At 42.2% G+C, this 16,875-nt stretch carries 19 protein-coding genes and 1 tRNA gene; 8 read left to right on the forward strand and 12 right to left on the reverse strand.

Annotated elements, in window-relative coordinates:
• Window positions 1-19: 19 nt before the first annotated feature.
• From BLS28_RS31045 to BLS28_RS27915, 6 genes are all read left to right on the forward strand, one after another.
• A complete protein-coding gene (locus BLS28_RS31045; protein ID WP_256337563.1) occupies window positions 20-1,345 on the forward strand; it encodes a 3-keto-disaccharide hydrolase in 1,326 nt (441 codons plus the stop codon).
• Window positions 1,346-1,399: 54 nt separating this feature from the next.
• Window positions 1,400-2,134 (forward strand): LytR/AlgR family response regulator transcription factor, encoded by a 735-nt coding sequence (locus tag BLS28_RS27895; RefSeq protein WP_090530824.1) that lies wholly within the window; start codon window positions 1,400-1,402, stop codon window positions 2,132-2,134.
• A 240-nt stretch (window positions 2,135-2,374) separates the two neighbouring features.
• Window positions 2,375-4,597, forward strand: coding sequence for an ATP-binding protein (locus BLS28_RS27900; protein WP_091175510.1), 2,223 nt, complete (start codon window positions 2,375-2,377; stop codon window positions 4,595-4,597).
• A gap of 2 nt (window positions 4,598-4,599) precedes the next feature.
• Window positions 4,600-5,019 carry a response regulator gene (locus BLS28_RS27905; protein ID WP_091175513.1) on the forward strand — a complete coding sequence of 140 codons (420 nt, stop codon included), beginning with the start codon at window positions 4,600-4,602 and terminating at the stop codon, window positions 5,017-5,019.
• A complete protein-coding gene (locus BLS28_RS27910) occupies window positions 5,009-5,380 on the forward strand; it encodes a response regulator (RefSeq protein ID WP_091175516.1) in 372 nt (123 codons plus the stop codon). The genes BLS28_RS27905 and BLS28_RS27910 overlap by 11 nt, the downstream gene beginning before the upstream one ends.
• Before the next feature lie 15 nt (window positions 5,381-5,395).
• Window positions 5,396-6,001 carry a biliverdin-producing heme oxygenase gene (locus BLS28_RS27915; RefSeq protein WP_091175519.1) on the forward strand — a complete coding sequence of 202 codons (606 nt, stop codon included), beginning with the start codon at window positions 5,396-5,398 and terminating at the stop codon, window positions 5,999-6,001.
• Window positions 6,002-6,116: 115 nt separating this feature from the next.
• Here BLS28_RS27915 and BLS28_RS27920 read toward each other — a convergent pair whose 3' ends face one another.
• The gene (locus BLS28_RS27920) at window positions 6,117-7,877 is read right to left on the reverse strand and encodes an ABC transporter ATP-binding protein (protein WP_091175522.1); all 1,761 of its coding nucleotides are present in this window, start codon (window positions 7,875-7,877) and stop codon (window positions 6,117-6,119) included.
• 73 nt (window positions 7,878-7,950) lie between these two features.
• Window positions 7,951-8,514 carry a ribosome recycling factor gene (gene frr, locus BLS28_RS27925; RefSeq protein ID WP_090530830.1) on the reverse strand — a complete coding sequence of 188 codons (564 nt, stop codon included), beginning with the start codon at window positions 8,512-8,514 and terminating at the stop codon, window positions 7,951-7,953.
• 151 nt (window positions 8,515-8,665) lie between these two features.
• On the opposite strand from frr, the gene BLS28_RS27930 reads away from it, so the two are divergent.
• Window positions 8,666-9,055, forward strand: a complete 390-nt coding sequence (locus tag BLS28_RS27930; RefSeq protein WP_091175526.1) for a hypothetical protein — start codon at window positions 8,666-8,668, stop codon at window positions 9,053-9,055.
• On the opposite strand, the gene BLS28_RS27935 is transcribed toward BLS28_RS27930, so the two are convergent.
• The 4 genes from BLS28_RS27935 to BLS28_RS27950 form a co-directional block, all read right to left on the reverse strand.
• On the reverse strand, window positions 9,045-9,875 hold the full coding sequence (locus BLS28_RS27935; protein WP_091175528.1) for a sterol desaturase family protein: 831 nt from the start codon (window positions 9,873-9,875) through the stop codon (window positions 9,045-9,047). The two genes, BLS28_RS27930 and BLS28_RS27935, sit on opposite strands and share 11 nt — an antisense overlap.
• A gap of 137 nt (window positions 9,876-10,012) precedes the next feature.
• A complete protein-coding gene (gene cdaA / locus BLS28_RS27940) occupies window positions 10,013-10,804 on the reverse strand; it encodes a diadenylate cyclase CdaA (protein WP_090530839.1) in 792 nt (263 codons plus the stop codon).
• Window positions 10,805-10,906: 102 nt separating this feature from the next.
• Complete coding sequence (locus tag BLS28_RS27945) at window positions 10,907-11,377, reverse strand: group II truncated hemoglobin (protein ID WP_091175532.1); 471 nt, start codon at window positions 11,375-11,377, stop codon at window positions 10,907-10,909.
• Between the two features lie 79 nt (window positions 11,378-11,456).
• On the reverse strand, window positions 11,457-12,428 hold the full coding sequence (locus tag BLS28_RS27950; RefSeq protein ID WP_091175534.1) for a polyprenyl synthetase family protein: 972 nt from the start codon (window positions 12,426-12,428) through the stop codon (window positions 11,457-11,459).
• Window positions 12,429-12,688: 260 nt separating this feature from the next.
• Here BLS28_RS27950 and BLS28_RS27955 point away from each other — a divergent pair.
• Window positions 12,689-12,776 (forward strand) — tRNA-Ser (locus BLS28_RS27955).
• Window positions 12,777-13,517: 741 nt separating this feature from the next.
• On the opposite strand, the gene BLS28_RS27960 is transcribed toward BLS28_RS27955, so the two are convergent.
• The 6 genes from BLS28_RS27960 to BLS28_RS27985 all read right to left on the reverse strand — a co-directional run bounded on the left by BLS28_RS27960 (window position 13,518) and on the right by BLS28_RS27985 (window position 16,870).
• Window positions 13,518-13,724 (reverse strand): YgaP family membrane protein, encoded by a 207-nt coding sequence (locus BLS28_RS27960; RefSeq protein WP_091175536.1) that lies wholly within the window; start codon window positions 13,722-13,724, stop codon window positions 13,518-13,520.
• A gap of 134 nt (window positions 13,725-13,858) precedes the next feature.
• The gene (locus tag BLS28_RS27965) at window positions 13,859-14,494 is read right to left on the reverse strand and encodes a Crp/Fnr family transcriptional regulator (protein WP_091175539.1); all 636 of its coding nucleotides are present in this window, start codon (window positions 14,492-14,494) and stop codon (window positions 13,859-13,861) included.
• A gap of 9 nt (window positions 14,495-14,503) precedes the next feature.
• Window positions 14,504-14,812: a rhodanese-like domain-containing protein gene (locus BLS28_RS27970; protein WP_091175542.1), complete on the reverse strand. Its 309-nt coding sequence runs from the start codon at window positions 14,810-14,812 to the stop codon at window positions 14,504-14,506.
• Between the two features lies 1 nt (window position 14,813).
• The gene (locus BLS28_RS27975; protein WP_091175544.1) at window positions 14,814-15,053 is read right to left on the reverse strand and encodes a hypothetical protein; all 240 of its coding nucleotides are present in this window, start codon (window positions 15,051-15,053) and stop codon (window positions 14,814-14,816) included.
• 9 nt (window positions 15,054-15,062) lie between these two features.
• On the reverse strand, window positions 15,063-15,467 hold the full coding sequence (locus BLS28_RS27980) for a DUF983 domain-containing protein (RefSeq protein WP_091175547.1): 405 nt from the start codon (window positions 15,465-15,467) through the stop codon (window positions 15,063-15,065).
• A 137-nt stretch (window positions 15,468-15,604) separates the two neighbouring features.
• Entirely contained in the window at window positions 15,605-16,870 is a 1,266-nt protein-coding gene (locus tag BLS28_RS27985; protein ID WP_091175550.1) for an NAD(P)/FAD-dependent oxidoreductase, read from the reverse strand.
• Window positions 16,871-16,875 lie beyond the last annotated feature (5 nt).

Genomic DNA, 16,875 nt, shown 5'->3' on the forward strand with positions numbered 1-16,875 from the left:
TATTATAACCATGACCTGTTTGAAAAAATTGCTCCTAGCCCTGTTTCTTGCAGCATCGGCCATTACCGCATGTGCACAAACCGACCCTAAGGCAACCGAAGTTTGGGACCCTGAGCCTGAAGTAGTTTTACCGGGCGCCGGTAACAAGCCGCCATCCGATGCTATCATTTTGTTTGATGGCAAAAATTTGGACAAATGGACAGATCAGAAAGGCAACAAACCGGGCTGGATAGTAAAAGATGGTATTGTAACCGTTAAGCCGGGCAGCGGCTCTATCATCACCAAACAAAACTTTGCCGATTGCCAGCTGCATATCGAGTGGCGCACCCCTGCCATTGTTAAAGGCAACGGCCAGGAACGTGGCAACAGCGGCGTAATTATGCAAAGCCGCTACGAACTGCAGATCCTCGACAGTTATAAAAACCGTACCTACTCAAACGGGCAGGCCGGTTCTGTTTATAAACAATACCTGCCGCTGGTAAATGCCTCGCTTAAACCGGGCCAGTGGCAAAAGTATGATATCATTTATACTGCCCCGCGCTTCAATATCGACAGCTCGGTTAAATCACCGGCTTACATTACCGTATTACACAATGGCATACTGATACAAAACCATGTAGCTATAAAAGGAACAGTGGCGCATGTTGGTCAGCCCAAATATCAAAAACACGCCTTCGCCTTACCCCTGTTGCTGCAGGAGCATGAGTTTCCGGTATCGTTCCGCAATATCTGGATCAGGGAGATTGGGGTTCAAAAATTGTTAAACGGCAAGGATAAAAAGGATTGGTATACCTACCTGGATACTTTAGGCAAGGATAATGATGTACATAACAACTTTGCCATTGAAAATGGTATGGTGCATGTAATGGGCAAGTATTTCGGTTATATGGCCACCAAAAAATCGTACGATAATTATTACCTGAAAGTAGTATTTAAATGGGGGAGCAAACAATATCACCCGCGCGAAAAGGGCGTACGCGATGCAGGTGTTTTATATCATTTTGGGGAGGGTGATAAAGATATTGTATGGCCAAGATCGATAGAATGCCAGATTCAGGAGGGTGATTGCGGCGATATTTGGTGCGTACAACATACTAATGTGGTTACGCCCAATAAATCGGCCATTGAGTGGGACCAGCAGCGTGTTTACCGCACCGCCAATTTTGAAAATCCGCGCGGCGAATGGAACATCATCGAAATCATTTGCAATGGCAACCAGATTGAACATTATGTTAACGGACATTTGGTAAACTGGGGAATAGCCTCATTATCGCACGGTCGCATCCTTTTGCAATCTGAAGGGGCCGAAATCTGGTATAAATCTGTTGAATTGACGCCGTTATAACAAAACAGCATATTAAAAAATTTAGAATAACCATTATTACATTATTTTTACGCTATGATCAGATGTTTGGTAGTTGACGATGAGCCTTTGGCGCTGCATATTTTGGAAGACTATATTTCCAAGATGCCTTTTTTGCAATTGGTTAAAGCCACAACTAACCCCATCGAGGCGCTTACCATGGTACAGGCCGCCGAAGCCGATCTTGTATTTTTAGATGTTCAGATGCCCGAGCTTACCGGCATCCAGTTTTTGAAAATTGCTAACGGTAAAGCCAAGGTTATTTTAACTACAGCCTACCCGCAGTACGCGCTTGAAGGTTACGAACTTGATGTGGTTGATTACCTGTTAAAGCCAATCGCATTTGATCGCTTTTTTAAATCGGTACAAAAAGCACAAAGCATTATCCAGCCTGTTGCAGCCAAACCACAGGTAGTGATGCAGGCCGAACCCGTGCAGCAGGATGATTTTTCAACCGATTTTATCTTTGTAAAAACCGAACATAAGATTCAAAAGGTATACCTGCATGATATTATGTTTATTGAGGGTTTAAAGGATTATATAAGCATTTTTACCTCTGCCGAGCGGATTATTACCCTGCAGGGCATGAAAAAAATGGAAGATGCCTTGCCCGAAAAACATTTTGTACGTGTACATAAATCATACATTGTAGCTCTCAATAAAATAGACAGTATTGAACGGAGCCGCATCCAGATCGGCGACAAGATCATCCCTGTAGGCGACACCTATCGCGATGAGTTTTTCAGGATGATTGAGAATAAAAATATTTAGGGGTATGTTTTATTTATTCGGAAAGTACCTTCTCCCCACATTTGCTCGTGGTCGGTATTTCCATCGCACCACTTCCCTAATTAACACGGTACTGTGATAATACCAGGCATGGGCTTAATGATATAGTTTTATTAACAATCACCTTTCCTCTCAATCCTTACAACTTACCTATTTAAAAAATATATTTCATAAAAGTGTATTTTTTGTATTTTACGCGGTCATTCATCCTATCAAAAAACTATGAGCTACCAGGTAGACCTGACCAATTGCGACAGAGAACCAATACATATCCCGGGAAAGATCCAATCGCACGGTTTCTTGATCGCTGTAAACAGCAAATCTTACAATATTTCCTACATCAGTCAAAACGTTGAAAGCTATACCGGTATCAACGCAATCGGACTCTTAGGCAAAAATATTAGCGAACTGGAAGAACAATTAGCCATAGCAAATGATACCGCGTCATTGCAGCAGTTGTTAAAGTTGGCTAAGGGTGCAAAAAGTTCAGACACCATCAATCCGCTGGCTATTGATGTAAAGGGAACTAATTACAATCTTATCATCAGTCACTCGGTAAATGATCTGGTACTGGAGTTTGAGCCAACCGAATCAGATCTGGGTGGTGACATTCAAAAAACTATAGGCCGTTCGGTAGCCGAGATCCTGAGTGGTAAAAGCTTATCCCTTCTACTGCAAAAGGCTGCTTCTGAAATAAAAAAGATCATCAATTATGACCGGGTAATGATCTATAAATTTAACGAGGATGGTCACGGCGAAGTAACCGCCGAAGTGAAGAACGATGACCTGGAGCCGTTTTTAGGCCTGCATTACCCGGCTTCGGATATTCCTAAGCAAGCCCGCGAGCTTTATAAGATCAATCTTACCCGTATTATAGCCGATGTAAATTCAGAAAGCTCGGCTATTATTACCTATGAGGAGGGAGCCGCACCGCTTGACCTTACCCATTCGGTATTGAGGGCTGTGTCGCCTATCCATATCCAATATTTAAAAAATATGGGCGTCGACTCTAGCTTCAGTATCTCGCTTATTGCCCATGGCGAACTTTGGGGACTTATCGCCTGCCATAATTATTCGCCAAGGTTTATCGACTATAAATCGCGTGATGCATCGAAACTGATCGGTCAGATCCTTTCATCAGCATTAGAGTACCGCCAGGATGAGGAAGAATTGGCAAAACTTCATGAACTGGGCGAAGCTGCCAATACCATTGCCGATTATATCAAAAAGGACACTGATTTTACTTTCGCCTTAACCCGCAATAAAGTTACTATCAAAGATGTTACCACGGCTACGGGTGTGGCGCTGGTGTACGATGGAGAGATAACTACCATTGGCCAGACACCCACCGAAGAACAAATAGCCGAGATAGTTGATTGGCTTAAGGTAAATATGGTTGATACCATTTACAGCACTTACCGTTTCCCGGAAATATATCTGGCGGCCAAAAATTACAGCGATGTTGCCAGCGGTATTTTATCTTGCAGCCTATCGCGCGAGCTTGGGGAGATGATCATTTGGTTTAAACCCGAGCAGGTAAAAGCTATCAACTGGGCGGGCAATCCGGAAAAGCCTGTTGAAGAAACTGCCGACGGCCTGTTGCAGCTCTCGCCACGAAAATCGTTTGACAGCTGGACACAAATTGTTAAAAACACATCCGAAAAGTGGAAGCATGATGAGATCGCCGCGGTTTTAAAGGTTCGTGAAGATGTTATTTATGCCATCAACCGCAAAGCCAACGAAATCAGGATCCTGAACGAACGTTTGCAATTGGCCTATGATGAGCTGGATACCTTCAGCTATACCATATCGCATGATCTGCGCACCCCGCTATCATCAATAAAAAATTACTCGGAGCTATTGCTGGCCAGTAATAAAAGCCTGGATGATTCGGCAAAAAAAATGCTCGAAAGGATCGTCAAGGGCACCGATAAAATGCACATGCTCATTAAAGAGATCCTGCATTATTCGCGCGTGGGCCGTACTGACATAGAGGCCGCCCCAATTGATATGGGCCTGTTACTAAATGAAATTAAAAGGGAAGTACTATCGGCCCTTAAGCCCGAAAGCATTGAATTTACCATTGGAGATACCCCAGGTATTGACGGCGACAGTGTAATGATAACGCAGGTTTTCACCAACCTGATTAACAATGCTGTTAAATACTCTTCAAAATCAACGCCATCAAAAGTTAAAGTTGAGGGGATAGTTAGAAACAACGAGATCGTTTATTCGGTATCCGACAATGGTGTTGGTATCGACGTAAATTATTATAACCGCGTGTTTGAACTATTTAAACGCATGGATAACGCGCTCGAATTTGAGGGCACAGGCGTTGGCCTGGCCATTGTAAAACGCATTGTTGAAAAACACAAAGCGCGAATTTGGTTTGAGAGCAAATTAGGATTTGGCACAGTTTTTTATATATCTTTTAAAATTAGTTAGTTGTGAGTTCGCCTGATATTTTTTATGTTGAAGATGACGAAGATTTTGCATTTATAATGCAGCATGCCGTACGCGAAGTGAAAGACGGGCTTACGGTAAAGATCATTGATAATGGGAAGGATGCGCTTGAGCAGTTAAAACAGCTTACCGAAGCAAGAGTAAAACCGAAACTTATACTGCTCGACCTTAACCTGCCCGGGCTTTCGGGGCTCGACCTGGTAAAACGCATTCGTGAAATATCGTTTTTAAAATATGTTCCGGTGATATTCTTTTCAACGTCCGACAATCCAAAAGACGTTAAAGCATCACTTGAATTTGGCGCTAATGCTTATTTAACCAAGCCTGCGGGCTATTTAAACCTGGTAAATTGCGTTGAATCACTTTATAATTTTTGGTTCACTAAAAATCTGAATGTCAATTAAAACGCTGAAAAAAATATTAGTCATCGAGGATGATGGGGATATAGCCGATATTATGGGCATCGCATTATGCGATAAATATGAGGTTGAAGTAAAACGCGACGGCTACGAGGTTGTAGCGCAAATTGAACGCTTCTCTCCTGATTTGATCATACTCGATAACTATATTGGCCAGCGCCAGGCCCGTGAAATAATCAAAGAGATCCATGAGGTTGATGACCACAGAACTATACCTTTTGTATTATTTTCAGGCCATGACAACATTATGCAGCTTGCTGAAAATCTTAATGCTACATCTTACCTCGCAAAACCATTTGCACTTGACGAACTTTATAAGTGTATTGACGGTATTTTAGCGGCGTAGAAAAACGCATACTTTATGCTTCATGAAAAAATAAAACAAGCTACTGCATATCTGCATGATCAGCTTGAGCAAAAAATGTTTGTAGGGCAAATTATGGATGGCTCGCTTACGTTTGAGCAGTATCATAATATATTAATGGTTAACTACACTACTCACGCGGCGGTAGAAGATTTTTTATTTACCCATCTTAGTGATGAACTACGTAGAAAACTGGATATTGAAAACAGGGTAAAACTGCCAGCTCTATTACGCGATTTTGAAGAGATTAATTCGACAGTAAGCAACAATTCTGCGGAGGCTCCTGAATATATTGACTTAAGCAGTGATGCAGCAATCCTCGGGGCAATGTATGTACTGGAAGGCTCAACGCTTGGCGGCAATGTGATAGCGAAACGCCTGAAAACTAATGAACAGCTATTGCCTTACAATTTAAACTACCACTATTACCAGGTTTACGGTGATCAGCTTGGTTTAAAATGGAAACAGTTTTTAGAGGTGCTTAACGCGATACCGGAGAATGAACATGAAGCAGCCATAAAAAATGCGGTGAACTTGTTTGAACACATGGCAACTACTGAAGTAGCAAGTACTACAGTAATACTTGTACCGCCGGAAGTATAGTTAAAACATGTCATTGCGAGGAGAGACGACGAAGCAATCGCATGGAAGCAAGGTCGCCCTGTATAGCAAGCGATTGCCGCGCTTCGCTCGCAATGACATAAAATATTCGAATATCTTAATCCAGCGCATCTGCTGTATCCTTCTCTCCAATCTGCTGACGCCACATGGCGTAATACAAACCTTTTTGGGCTATCAGATCGGCATGTTTACCGCCTTCAATAATGCGGCCTTTTTCCAGCACATAAATACTATCAGCATGCATAATGGTTGATAGACGGTGAGCGATCAGGATGGTAATATGGTTTTCCTTTTCGGATACATTACGGATGGTTTCTGTAATCTCCTCTTCGGTGATAGAATCGAGGGATGATGTTGCTTCGTCAAATACCAGGATATCCGGTCTGCGTAATAGAGCTCGCGCTATAGAAAGACGCTGTTTTTCACCACCCGATACTTTTACACCGCCCTCACCAATTACAGTGCTCAAACCTTTATCGGCCCGGGCCAGTAAGGTTTGGCAGGCTGCACGCTGTAACACATCCATACATTCTTCATCAGTAGCTCCGGGGCGAACGAACTGCAGGTTCTCGCGGATGGTACCTGAAAACAGTTGTGTATCCTGGGTTACAAAACCAATTTTCTCACGGAGCTGATCAAGGTCTATTTCTTTACTTAATGTGCCGTTGTATAAAATATCTCCCTGCAAAGGCTGATATAAACCAACCAATAATTTAACCAGTGTAGTTTTACCCGAACCTGACGGACCAACAAACGCTATCGTTTCGCCCGAATTAGTTTCGAAGCTGATATGGTTAAGGGCATTACGATTGGCTGTTAAATGCTTAAAGGTAACATCGTTAAAAGTGAGGGTTTCTACCTTTTCAAGCAGCACCGGTTTTTCTGGCTTTTTATCGATAGGAATGCTTAATATCCTGTTGAAGTTACCAAGGGAAACCTCAGCTTCACGCCAGGAAAGGATTACGTTGCCTAACTCCTGCAAAGGATTAAATAAAAAGAATGAGTAAAATAAAAAGCTGAAATATTGGCCCGGAGAGATAGTGCTTTTAAAAATGAGCATCAGCAGAACCACCACCATCACACTGCGCACAAAGTTTACTGTAGTGCCCTGTACAAAGCTCATGCTGCGTACATACTTCACTTTTTTCAGTTCCAGATCGAGGATTTTGTAAGTGGTATTATTCAACCTTGCTATTTCCTGTTTTGCCAAACCCAAACTTTTTACAAGCTCGATATTCCTTAACGACTCGGTTGTTGAACCTGCCAGCGCCGTTGTTTCGGCCACAATTGTCTTTTGGATTTTCTTAATTCTCCGGCTCATGGCCATACTCACAAAAGTGATGATGGGTATCGCGGCGAAATATACCAGGGTAACTTTATAGCTTACGCTCACTGAGTAAACGATAACAAATACCATCCCGATGAGCGACACAAAAAGGATCCCGATAAAGGAGGTAATAAACTTTTCGCAATCTAAACGCACCTTTTGCAATATGCCTAAAGTTTCGCCGCTCCGCTGGTCTTCAAATACCTGGTAAGGCAACTCAAGCGAGTGCTTTAAACCATCGGCATACATCTCTGCACCTACCTTTTGGGTAATGATATTGGTAAAATAATCCTGGAAGTTTTTAGCTATACGCGATACCATGGCAACACCAATAGCAGCGCCAACCAGCATCAGCACCTGATTAAGGTATGCGTCATATTGTAGCTTACTGCGTTGTTCGATAACACGGTCAACAATACGCCCGGTTATCCATGGGTCGAGCAGGGAGAAGCCTATATTCATCGCCGCCAGGAAAAGTGCAAATACAACTATCCAGCGGTGTTTTTTTAAGTAAGAGATTAATACATTCATGTTTCGACAGCAAACATAAAAAAAGGGAATGGCTAAGTAGCTCATTCCCTTTTAATTTGACACAAGGTTAATATTAAACCGTCATGATATCTTTTTCTTTAGCTTCTGAAAGCTGATCAACTTTAGCAATGTAAGCATCAGTAAGTTTTTGAACTTCAGCTTCGCCTGTCTTTATTTCGTCTTCAGAAACACCTTCTGATTTTAATTTTTTGATCTTTTCGTTGGCATCTTTACGGATGTTACGAACAGCCACCTTACCGGTCTCAGCCTCGGCTTTAGCTTTTTTAACCAAATCACGACGGCGCTCTTCGGTAAGCGGAGGTACATTGATACGGATGATGATACCGTCGTTTTGAGGGTTAACACCTAAATTAGCTTCTTTAATAGCTTTTTCAATAGGGTTTAACAATGATTTTTCCCAGGGCTGAACAACAATGGTACGGGCATCAGGGGTGTTAACACTACCTATCTGGCTTAATGGTGTTGGGGTGCCATAGTAATCAACCCTGATATCGTCAAGTAATGAAGGGCTTGCCTTACCTGCACGTATTTTATTTAATTCGCTATCTGCATGGTCAATGGCCTTTTCCATCAAGGCCTTTGCATCGTTCACTTGTTTTTTAATGAGTTCGCTCATCGGTTTTTAAATTTTCCACAAAAGTAATAAAATCTATCAGTTTATGGCTTTGGTATTTGGGTTCAATTCAAAAGCATTTAACATTTAATAACATTATTTAACATTTAAATATTATTAATTGATAGGTATATTAGTATAAAATAGTATCGCCATGAAAAAAACCTTAATCCTTGCTGCTATCATAGCCTGTGCAGGCCAGCTTAAAGCACAAAACCTCAATAAGACACCTAAAAACAATGACGCTGTCGATAAACTTTTTAATTTGAAACCATTAAAGGTTGACAGCAACTTGTCTAAACTAATGCCGGTACTTCCGAAAAACGGACTTTTAAATGATAACAGGACATTGCTAAATACCCGTGAACTTGTTGATAATGTGACCGTTTACAGCCGGATGCCTGTTGTTAAAAATTACCCGAACGACAATATGCCCGTTGTTAAAACTGACGAACCCGGGATAAAATACCATATGCTCATTAAAAGAATAGATGTTGTTAATCCGGATACTGCCGGGGTAAAAAAGGAAAAAGTTACTCCGTAGCCAGTTCGTCTGACAATAGTCCCGGGTCTCCTTTACACTTCACTTTTTCGCGCTTTTCAACCACCTGTTCAAAGCTCTTTTCATAATCGGGGTGATTAGTGCCCATCAGCCTGTCCCATATGTTGAAATATAAACCATAATTGCATTTAATTAATCGGTGGTGCATATTATGATGCGTTGAAGTATTGTGCCATTTAAACAGTTTATGCGTAGTAAACCCCTGGGGAAAAAGTTCATAGCCCAGATGACCGGTCACGTTTAATAGCAACGAATACAAAGAAAATATAGTGAGCGCAGTGCCGTGATAGGGAATAGTAAAGGCGATGAGTGGTACAATACCAATCTCCACTACGGCCTCCAGCGGATGGAAAGCATAAGCGGCAAATGGTGTCGGATTAGTTGACAAATGATGCGTTTTGTGCATCAGCTTAAACAAAGGCTTCCAGTGCATAACCCTGTGTGTCCAGTAAAAGTAGGTGTCGTGCATCAGGATCATCAGCCCTATACTCAAAAAATAATAAGGATATCCTTTATCGCTGATGTTTGGATAGATCCCTGTTAAATGCTGCTTACTGGCGTAGATCACCAACAGGATCACCGCACCAAATATCAGTATAGTAAAAAACGAATAAACGATTTCGCGAAGGATATGTTTGCTTTCGGGATAGCGTTGCTGAATTTTTGAATACCAATATGTTCGTCTTCTCCACACGTAAAAAAACAAGTATAATGCGCCGGCAAATACCAGATAACGCCCTGCTATCGAAAGCAGGACCCGGGAGATTTCTGTTATTTTATCGATGGAGGGTTGCAGTGGCATTGTTAATTTAACACTGATTATTTTGATTCACAATATAGCAATCCTTTATTAGCTTAGAGGGCACAAGTACGCCCCGCTCTTGCAACCACACAATACTTGCGCCAGTTAAAGGCGCATCCTGTCTTATTTTTATCCGATTAAAAATCCTTATTTAAAACTTTTTCCAGCTCTGCGAAGCTGATATTCATTTTAATCCGGCCTTGTTTGGCATACGAGATCTCACCGGTTTCTTCAGATACAATGATCGCCGTGGCCTCATTTGCCTCTGTAACACCAATCCCTGCCCTGTGGCGCAGGCCGAACTGCGCCGGCAGATCAGTTTTTTCGGTAAGCGGCAAAATACAACTTGCCGATTTAATCTTATTCTCCGAAATCACCACCGCACCATCATGCAGCGGACTGGTTTTCTGAAAAATACTTTCCAACAATCGCTTTGAAATTTTGGCCTCCACCACCTCGCAACTGTTTTGATAAAACTGTTCGTCATAATACTTGGCGAAAACAATGAGCGCCCCTGTGCGGGTTTGCTTCAGGCTTTTGCAGGCATCAATTATTGGCTTGATCCTGGCGTAATTATTTTTCTCCACTTCTGATTTTCCGAAGAAATATTGCCACCAGGCTTTATTGCGTTGGAGTGAAGCATTTTTACCTACCAATAATAGAAATCGCCTTACTTCCTGTTGAAAAACCACGATAATGGCAATGATCCCCACATCAACAAATTTGCCCAGGATAATGGTAAGCAGCTTCATATCCAAAGCCTTCACCACAAAATTGAGGGCAAAGATCACTGCAAACCCAATAAAGATATTAGCTGCAATGGTTCCCCTGATAAGATTATACAACTGGTAAATGATCAAAGCCACCAGCAATACATCAAGAATAGAGAAGAAACCTATTTTGGGGAAGAGGGATTGTATGGACTGCATTTACGAAGTTAATAAGTTTACCCGAACATAAACGCCAAAAGAGCAGTAATTATGATGTGCTGCCCTTGAACACCGGTCATTTTACATACGTGTTTTATTATTTCAGGGAATGTATGGTCCCCCCGGCACGCCCCAGCCCCATTTCGGCATAGGCGTATCCGGGCTTTCTGTAGTATTATCTGTTTGGGAGTTCAGCACTGCTATCCGCGTACCCCACTCAAGGTAAGCCATAAAAGCTGAGCGAAATTCCGGATCATCGGGCAGTGAAAGTTCATCAGCAGTTTGCAGCAACAGTTCAATCCAGCGCTTGCGGTGCGCTTCGGTTAAATGCTTTTGCAAATGTTTATTGATCATGGCATAATGGCTGCCTTCAGTTTCGCTATAGGTTTTTGGGCCGCCAAAAACTTCACTTACAAAATGCGCCACATGCATCCGGTGCAGGGGCGACATATGCTTAAATACGGGTTCCAGCAGCTCATCGGCCAAAACCTTATCATAAAACTTGTTGAAAAGCAGTTCAAAAGCAGGTGTACCACCCGCCCATTCAAACAGTGTAGGAATTGTTGCTGTCATAAGTGTAAAAACCGGCTGTGATAAAGATAGGGAGTGCATCTTTAAAAAACCAGTTATTTATACGCAGCAATAAAATTGATTATTTGTCCCGTTCGGTAGTAAACCTAACCAGTTGCTCCAGCCCGCGGTGCGAATCACTGTCGGGGAAAGTGTTCAGGATTTCGAAAGCCTCCTCCTGGTACTTTTTCATCTGGGTTTCGGCGTATTGTAAGCCACCGATATCCTTCACAAATTTGATGATCTCAGCAATTTTTTTAGGGTCTTCATTATGGTTCTTCACCAGGTTGATCACCCTCTTTTTTTCTGAACTGCTGCAATTGGCCAGGGCGTAAATAAGCGGCAAGGTGACTTTTTTTTCTTTGATATCGATACCTAACGGCTTACCCACATCATCAGTGCCGAAATCAAACATATCATCCTTGATCTGGAACGCGATGCCTATCTTCTCGCCAAAGAGGCGCATTTTTTCAATCACCTCGTCACTGGCCCCTGCCGACGCAGCACCGCAGGCACAGCAGGATGCAATAAGCGAAGCGGTTTTCTGCCTGATCACTTCATAATAAACAGGTTCACCAATATCCATGCGGCGCACCTTTTCAATTTGCATCAGTTCGCCCTCGCTCATTTGCTTAACAGCATCTGAAACAATACGCAATAATTGAAAATCGTTGTTATCGATAGAAAGCAGCAAGCCTTTTGAAAGCAGGTAATCACCCACCAAAACGGCTATCTTATTTTTCCATAAAGCATTGATAGAGAAAAACCCGCGGCGCTGATAAGAGTTATCAACCACATCATCGTGCACAAGAGATGCTGTATGCAACAGCTCAACCAGTGCCGCCCCGCGGTGCGTAGCCTCATTGATGCCCCCGCAAATACTGGCCGAAAAGAATACGAACATAGGACGGATCTGCTTGCCTTTACGCTTTACAATATAATGCGTGATGCGATCAAGCAGCGGAACGGAACTTTTCATTGAGTTCCTGAATTTCTCCTCAAACGCATCAATATCAGCAGCAATAGGTTTTTTAATGTCGTTGATGCTCAGCATTGCAACCAAAACAGTATTTTATGTTAACCACCGCCATGTGACAGTGCGGAGCAAACATAAGCTAAAATTATGTATCTGCATTGCAGCCTAATATTTTTTACTCAAATTAAACCAAAGCACGCCATAACTGTCATACTTGTGCGAGTGCAATTTTTATAAGTAGAGTTAAGTTTTTGTGAAAGCGAAGCCGGTTAAAACGGGCTTCGCTTTTTTATTGATAGTAAGGGCAAATATTTTACCTTTGCAATCCGCATTTACTCGGAGAGGTGTCTGAGTGGTCGAAAGAGCACGCCTGGAAAGTGTGTATACTCCAAAAGGGTATCGAGGGTTCGAATCCCTCCCTCTCCGCTGATTTTGATATTAAATTATTCAAAAGCCTGAAAATCAAACGATTGAAGGCTTTTGCTTTTATTTAAAATACTCCAAATTGCCATCAATTCGCATCAAAAGCAGAGCGATAAGGTGAGTAAATCTGATATTTTTATTCACTCACCAGATAAAATACATCATATTGAATATCAAAACATTAAATAATTAACCTCTTTGTGATTAGTTGCAAACTTAGTTTTGTTTCACTTTTTAATGTTATCTAACATGAAAACTAATTTCAGCTTGCTCTTCTATTTGAAGAAACCAAAGAACTACAAAGAAGGCCCAGGACCAATTTACCTGCGCGTTACAGTGAACTGAAAACGGGCGGAAACCACATCATCAAGAACCTCTGAACTCTCGCAATGGAACAGTAAAGCAGGTCGCTTAAAAGGCATAAAAGAATCTGTCCGGGTATTCAACGCATATCTGGACACATTGCAGGCAAATGGTTTATGCAGCTCACGAAAGCCTGACAGCCCAGAAAGCAGCGATCACTGCCGAACGCTTAAAAAATGGGTTAAATGGTAAGCCAGAAAAACTCTACACCTTAGGCAACAGAATGAATAGACGCTATTTTATGCATGATATGTATTAATAAGTGAACCTGTGATCCGAATATGGAAATTCAAAATTCCGATAGCTGGGGTGATTCACGCTGCCTTAAAGCTATCACGTTCTGTCTTTTCGCTCGGATTAAACCGGCAGAAAGTTTTTAAGTTAGGCGCCAGTTTTCCTTGTGCTGATCTTGAAGGGGTAATACAATGGACAAAAACTGACAAACCCTGTTAAAATGAAGATAGCGGCAAGGGCCAGCAGAATAATTGCAAGCGTCCCTGACAGAACACCCTTATAGTATAAGATCGCTATTGCAAGCGCCGCAAGGATCCGTAAAGAACGGTCAAGCGTACCCATGTTCTTTTTCATTGCATTAATTTTTTAATAAAATTAACCTATATAAAAGTATTGGTTGGTGACAAATGTTACATAGAAAGATGATCCTGGTCTTATTTAAATAAAATGTCGGGATCTTTATTAAGAACAATGTTGGGCTGGAATAATTAAGCGTCGAAATTATTTAATAACTTGATCTCGTTGCGATATAGTAAAATCTTCCCGTTATTTTCAAGGATTTTTAGGAGGCGTGAAATAACTACCCTGGAAGTGGCCAGCTCATCGGCAATCTGGTAGTGGGAGGCTTTAATCAGATTGGAACCTGATAATCTCTTCTTTTCTTTCAAATAAGCGATCAGTCTGTCGTCCAGCTTATGAAACGCGATACTTTCTATAGATTTTAACAATTCTGAAAAACGCTCATTAAAGCTCCGCATGATATAATTTTTCCAGCTGGGGTATTTGCATAGCCATTCATCCAACTTGTTATGCGGAATGGCTATGATCTGAAGGTCCCCTTCAGCGATGGCTTTAACTTCGCTCTTTTTTTCTTCCAGGCAACAACTGTATGCCATAGAGCAGGTTTCGCTGCTGGATAGATAATATAGCAATATCTCGTTGCCATTATCATCCTTTTTCAATACCTTTAATGTACCTTTTACTACGAGGGGCATCATACGGATGTATTTTCCGTAATCCATAATGATATCACCGTCTTTGAATGAGCGTAATTCACCAAACGTCTCAATTTCTTCTATCAGCGCGGGTTCAAACTGAAAAGCAAAATTGGCAGATTCATCCATGTAGCTAAGTTAACAGTATTGCGCTACATTATTCCAGTTTCCGCCATTGATGACATTGGTTATCCCGTTTTTTTCCAGTATTCCTTTTGCCTGCCCGCTCCTGCCTCCGCTTTGACAGCAAACAATGATGCTTTTCTTATTCCTTAACCTGGAAAGTTGTTGCGGTAACTGGTCTAAAGGAATATTGACAGACCCTTTAGCGTGGCCACCTGCAAACTCACCGGGAGTGCGTACATCAACTAAAAATGCGCCATCTTTGATTAGACTTTCCAGGTCAACAGACGGCGAGCCGCCAAATAACTGCTTAAATAAATTCATATTAATTTTCTATTTGTTTGGTGCCATTGTCGTCGGTTGGAGTTTCTATTATTTTAAGAGAAAACGAACACAAGCCGGTTGAACACAGCGTTTTGTTAAATACCCCTATCCCGGTATAAATCAAGCCTCCGATAAAGCTTACTAAATCTTTTTTGAAAATCCCTTCCGTAATGATCACTAAGCCGATAATGACCCAAAGCCTGCGGCCCAAGGTCCAATTGTACAGTATCGTATTTTTCATAACCTCATATTAATGACCGGCACTTAAATCCGGATGATAATGGAGGCCTGGAGTCAACCAATGGAGCAGGATAACCCTTGAGTATCTCATGTTGAAAGGGGCAAGCAGGCCAACAACACCCAATAAAACGATAATGTACAACCAGGGGTTATCGCTTCCTGTTATGATGGATGTACCAATGGCCAGGGCTACCAGTTCGGCCACGATAAAAGCGTAACTTACATACATAGCACCATAGAAATATCCCGGTTCCCGTTCATAGGTCATCCCGCAATGCGGGCAATTGATGTGCATTTTCTGGCCGCTTAAACTATATAAAGGGCTGGTATAAATATCTCCGATCCGACATTTAGGGCATTTGGCTTTGACAATGGCCGGCCACATCGCCAGCGCCTTTTCTTGCTTCTCTTCCATTTTAATGATGGTTAAGTATCTAATGATCACACAAAGATCCCTCGAATCAGCTTTAGCAACGGTAACAAATGTTACATTCGATTTTCAACGACTGCCTTTTTAATATCTACTTCATAGTTAAAGGCATTATTATATCTTTATAGAACAGTATGATCCCCAATCATTTCACTTAATGCCAGCCCCCATTGCGGAATTTTCCCGCCCAGGGTATAATACATTTGCTTAAAGCCCATTTTCAGGGCGTAAGGTGTAATGCCCATCTCCAGGTGGCTTTCCTTACCGCCCCACCATTCATTGGTACGCATGTAAAAACCTTTTATGCCACCCATATCACCCATGCACAGCAGTTCAAATTCCATAGGTTCAATATCTCCCTTAATGGCGCCTAATTCTTTCGCTATAGCGTTAGCCAATACCTCGGCTTCCATGTGGCCCAGTGACCCGATCTTAGGAACGGTAATTGCAGCGGCGTCACCAACCGCGAAAATATTCTGATAATCGGGATTGCGCATATACAGATCGGTGACGACAAAACCCATATCATCGGTAAAAGGCAATTCCTTTAAAAAGGAATGTGCCTGCCAGTCGGGGAAAATGATAGATACCTCTGCTTCCTGTGACGAACCATCGTTAAACTCGATACCGCCGTTATAAACCTTTTTGATACCATTTGTATTTGCTTGGTAATGGTAGCCCATTTTTGCCATCATGGGTAATAGCTGATGCAATATCGTTTCTCCTGCATCTTCCGCAATTACTTTTGCAGGAGTTGATAGATAAATTGTTTCGGCATTGCCTTTTTGATTTTTTTCCAACCAGTGTGCCAATGAAAATGCAAGTTCAACAGGCGGGCCTTCGCATGCAGTCATGGCTATAGGCAAGCCGGATGGCAGCTTCCAGCTCTTACCCTGGTGAAAAATATCAGAGGTGAGCGCTATAGGCCCCCCTTTGTATTCCTTATGCAGGTAATTTCTCAGCCGGTTACCCAAAAAAGCGTCCGTAACGCTATGTCCGTTCTCATTAAAACCGTCCACCGCATCGTAAGCCAGGCGGTTACCCAGCGCAACAACCAGGTAATCATACTTTATTTTTCTTACTGGGTGACCGGGCCGCTCGTTCGGCTGGTAAAATACGGTGTTGGTATCGGCATCAATAGTAGTAACCTCCGCCTGGATAAATTCACTTCCGTCATGTTCCAGGTACGACATGAATTTATATTGCAGGTCGATTGCCGGGTTGATATTGGCCAAAACCTGCATAGGGATATTGGGAACAAAGGTGAGCAATGCTTTACGATCAATGATGGTAATGTTCGCCTTGTCCTTTACAGCAGCATGAATATATCTGGCTGTTGTAAGCCCGGCAAAATTGCAGCCGAGGATAATGATATGAGGTTTTGACATACAAA

Source organism: Mucilaginibacter gossypii, assembly GCF_900100945.1.
Lineage (GTDB): Bacteria > Bacteroidota > Bacteroidia > Sphingobacteriales > Sphingobacteriaceae > Mucilaginibacter > Mucilaginibacter gossypii.

Excerpts from the sequence above, each read along its gene's own strand:
- BLS28_RS27895 (WP_090530824.1), top strand. The coding sequence starts at position 1,400 with ATGATCAGATGTTTGGTAGTTGACGATGAGCCTTTGGCGCTGCATATT.
- BLS28_RS27900 (WP_091175510.1), top strand. The coding sequence starts at position 2,375 with ATGAGCTACCAGGTAGACCTGACCAATTGCGACAGAGAACCAATACAT.
- BLS28_RS27910 (WP_091175516.1), top strand. The coding sequence starts at position 5,009 with ATGTCAATTAAAACGCTGAAAAAAATATTAGTCATCGAGGATGATGGG.
- BLS28_RS27915 (WP_091175519.1), top strand. The coding sequence starts at position 5,396 with ATGCTTCATGAAAAAATAAAACAAGCTACTGCATATCTGCATGATCAG.
- BLS28_RS27920 (WP_091175522.1), bottom strand. The coding sequence starts at position 7,877 with ATGAATGTATTAATCTCTTACTTAAAAAAACACCGCTGGATAGTTGTA.
- frr (WP_090530830.1), bottom strand. The coding sequence starts at position 8,514 with ATGAGCGAACTCATTAAAAAACAAGTGAACGATGCAAAGGCCTTGATG.
- BLS28_RS27930 (WP_091175526.1), top strand. The coding sequence starts at position 8,666 with ATGAAAAAAACCTTAATCCTTGCTGCTATCATAGCCTGTGCAGGCCAG.
- BLS28_RS27935 (WP_091175528.1), bottom strand. The coding sequence starts at position 9,875 with ATGCCACTGCAACCCTCCATCGATAAAATAACAGAAATCTCCCGGGTC.
- cdaA (WP_090530839.1), bottom strand. The coding sequence starts at position 10,804 with ATGCAGTCCATACAATCCCTCTTCCCCAAAATAGGTTTCTTCTCTATT.
- BLS28_RS27945 (WP_091175532.1), bottom strand. The coding sequence starts at position 11,377 with ATGACAGCAACAATTCCTACACTGTTTGAATGGGCGGGTGGTACACCT.
- BLS28_RS27950 (WP_091175534.1), bottom strand. The coding sequence starts at position 12,428 with ATGCTGAGCATCAACGACATTAAAAAACCTATTGCTGCTGATATTGAT.
- BLS28_RS27960 (WP_091175536.1), bottom strand. The coding sequence starts at position 13,724 with ATGAAAAAGAACATGGGTACGCTTGACCGTTCTTTACGGATCCTTGCG.
- BLS28_RS27965 (WP_091175539.1), bottom strand. The coding sequence starts at position 14,494 with ATGGATGAATCTGCCAATTTTGCTTTTCAGTTTGAACCCGCGCTGATA.
- BLS28_RS27970 (WP_091175542.1), bottom strand. The coding sequence starts at position 14,812 with ATGAATTTATTTAAGCAGTTATTTGGCGGCTCGCCGTCTGTTGACCTG.
- BLS28_RS27975 (WP_091175544.1), bottom strand. The coding sequence starts at position 15,053 with ATGAAAAATACGATACTGTACAATTGGACCTTGGGCCGCAGGCTTTGG.
- BLS28_RS27980 (WP_091175547.1), bottom strand. The coding sequence starts at position 15,467 with ATGGAAGAGAAGCAAGAAAAGGCGCTGGCGATGTGGCCGGCCATTGTC.
- BLS28_RS27985 (WP_091175550.1), bottom strand. The coding sequence starts at position 16,870 with ATGTCAAAACCTCATATCATTATCCTCGGCTGCAATTTTGCCGGGCTT.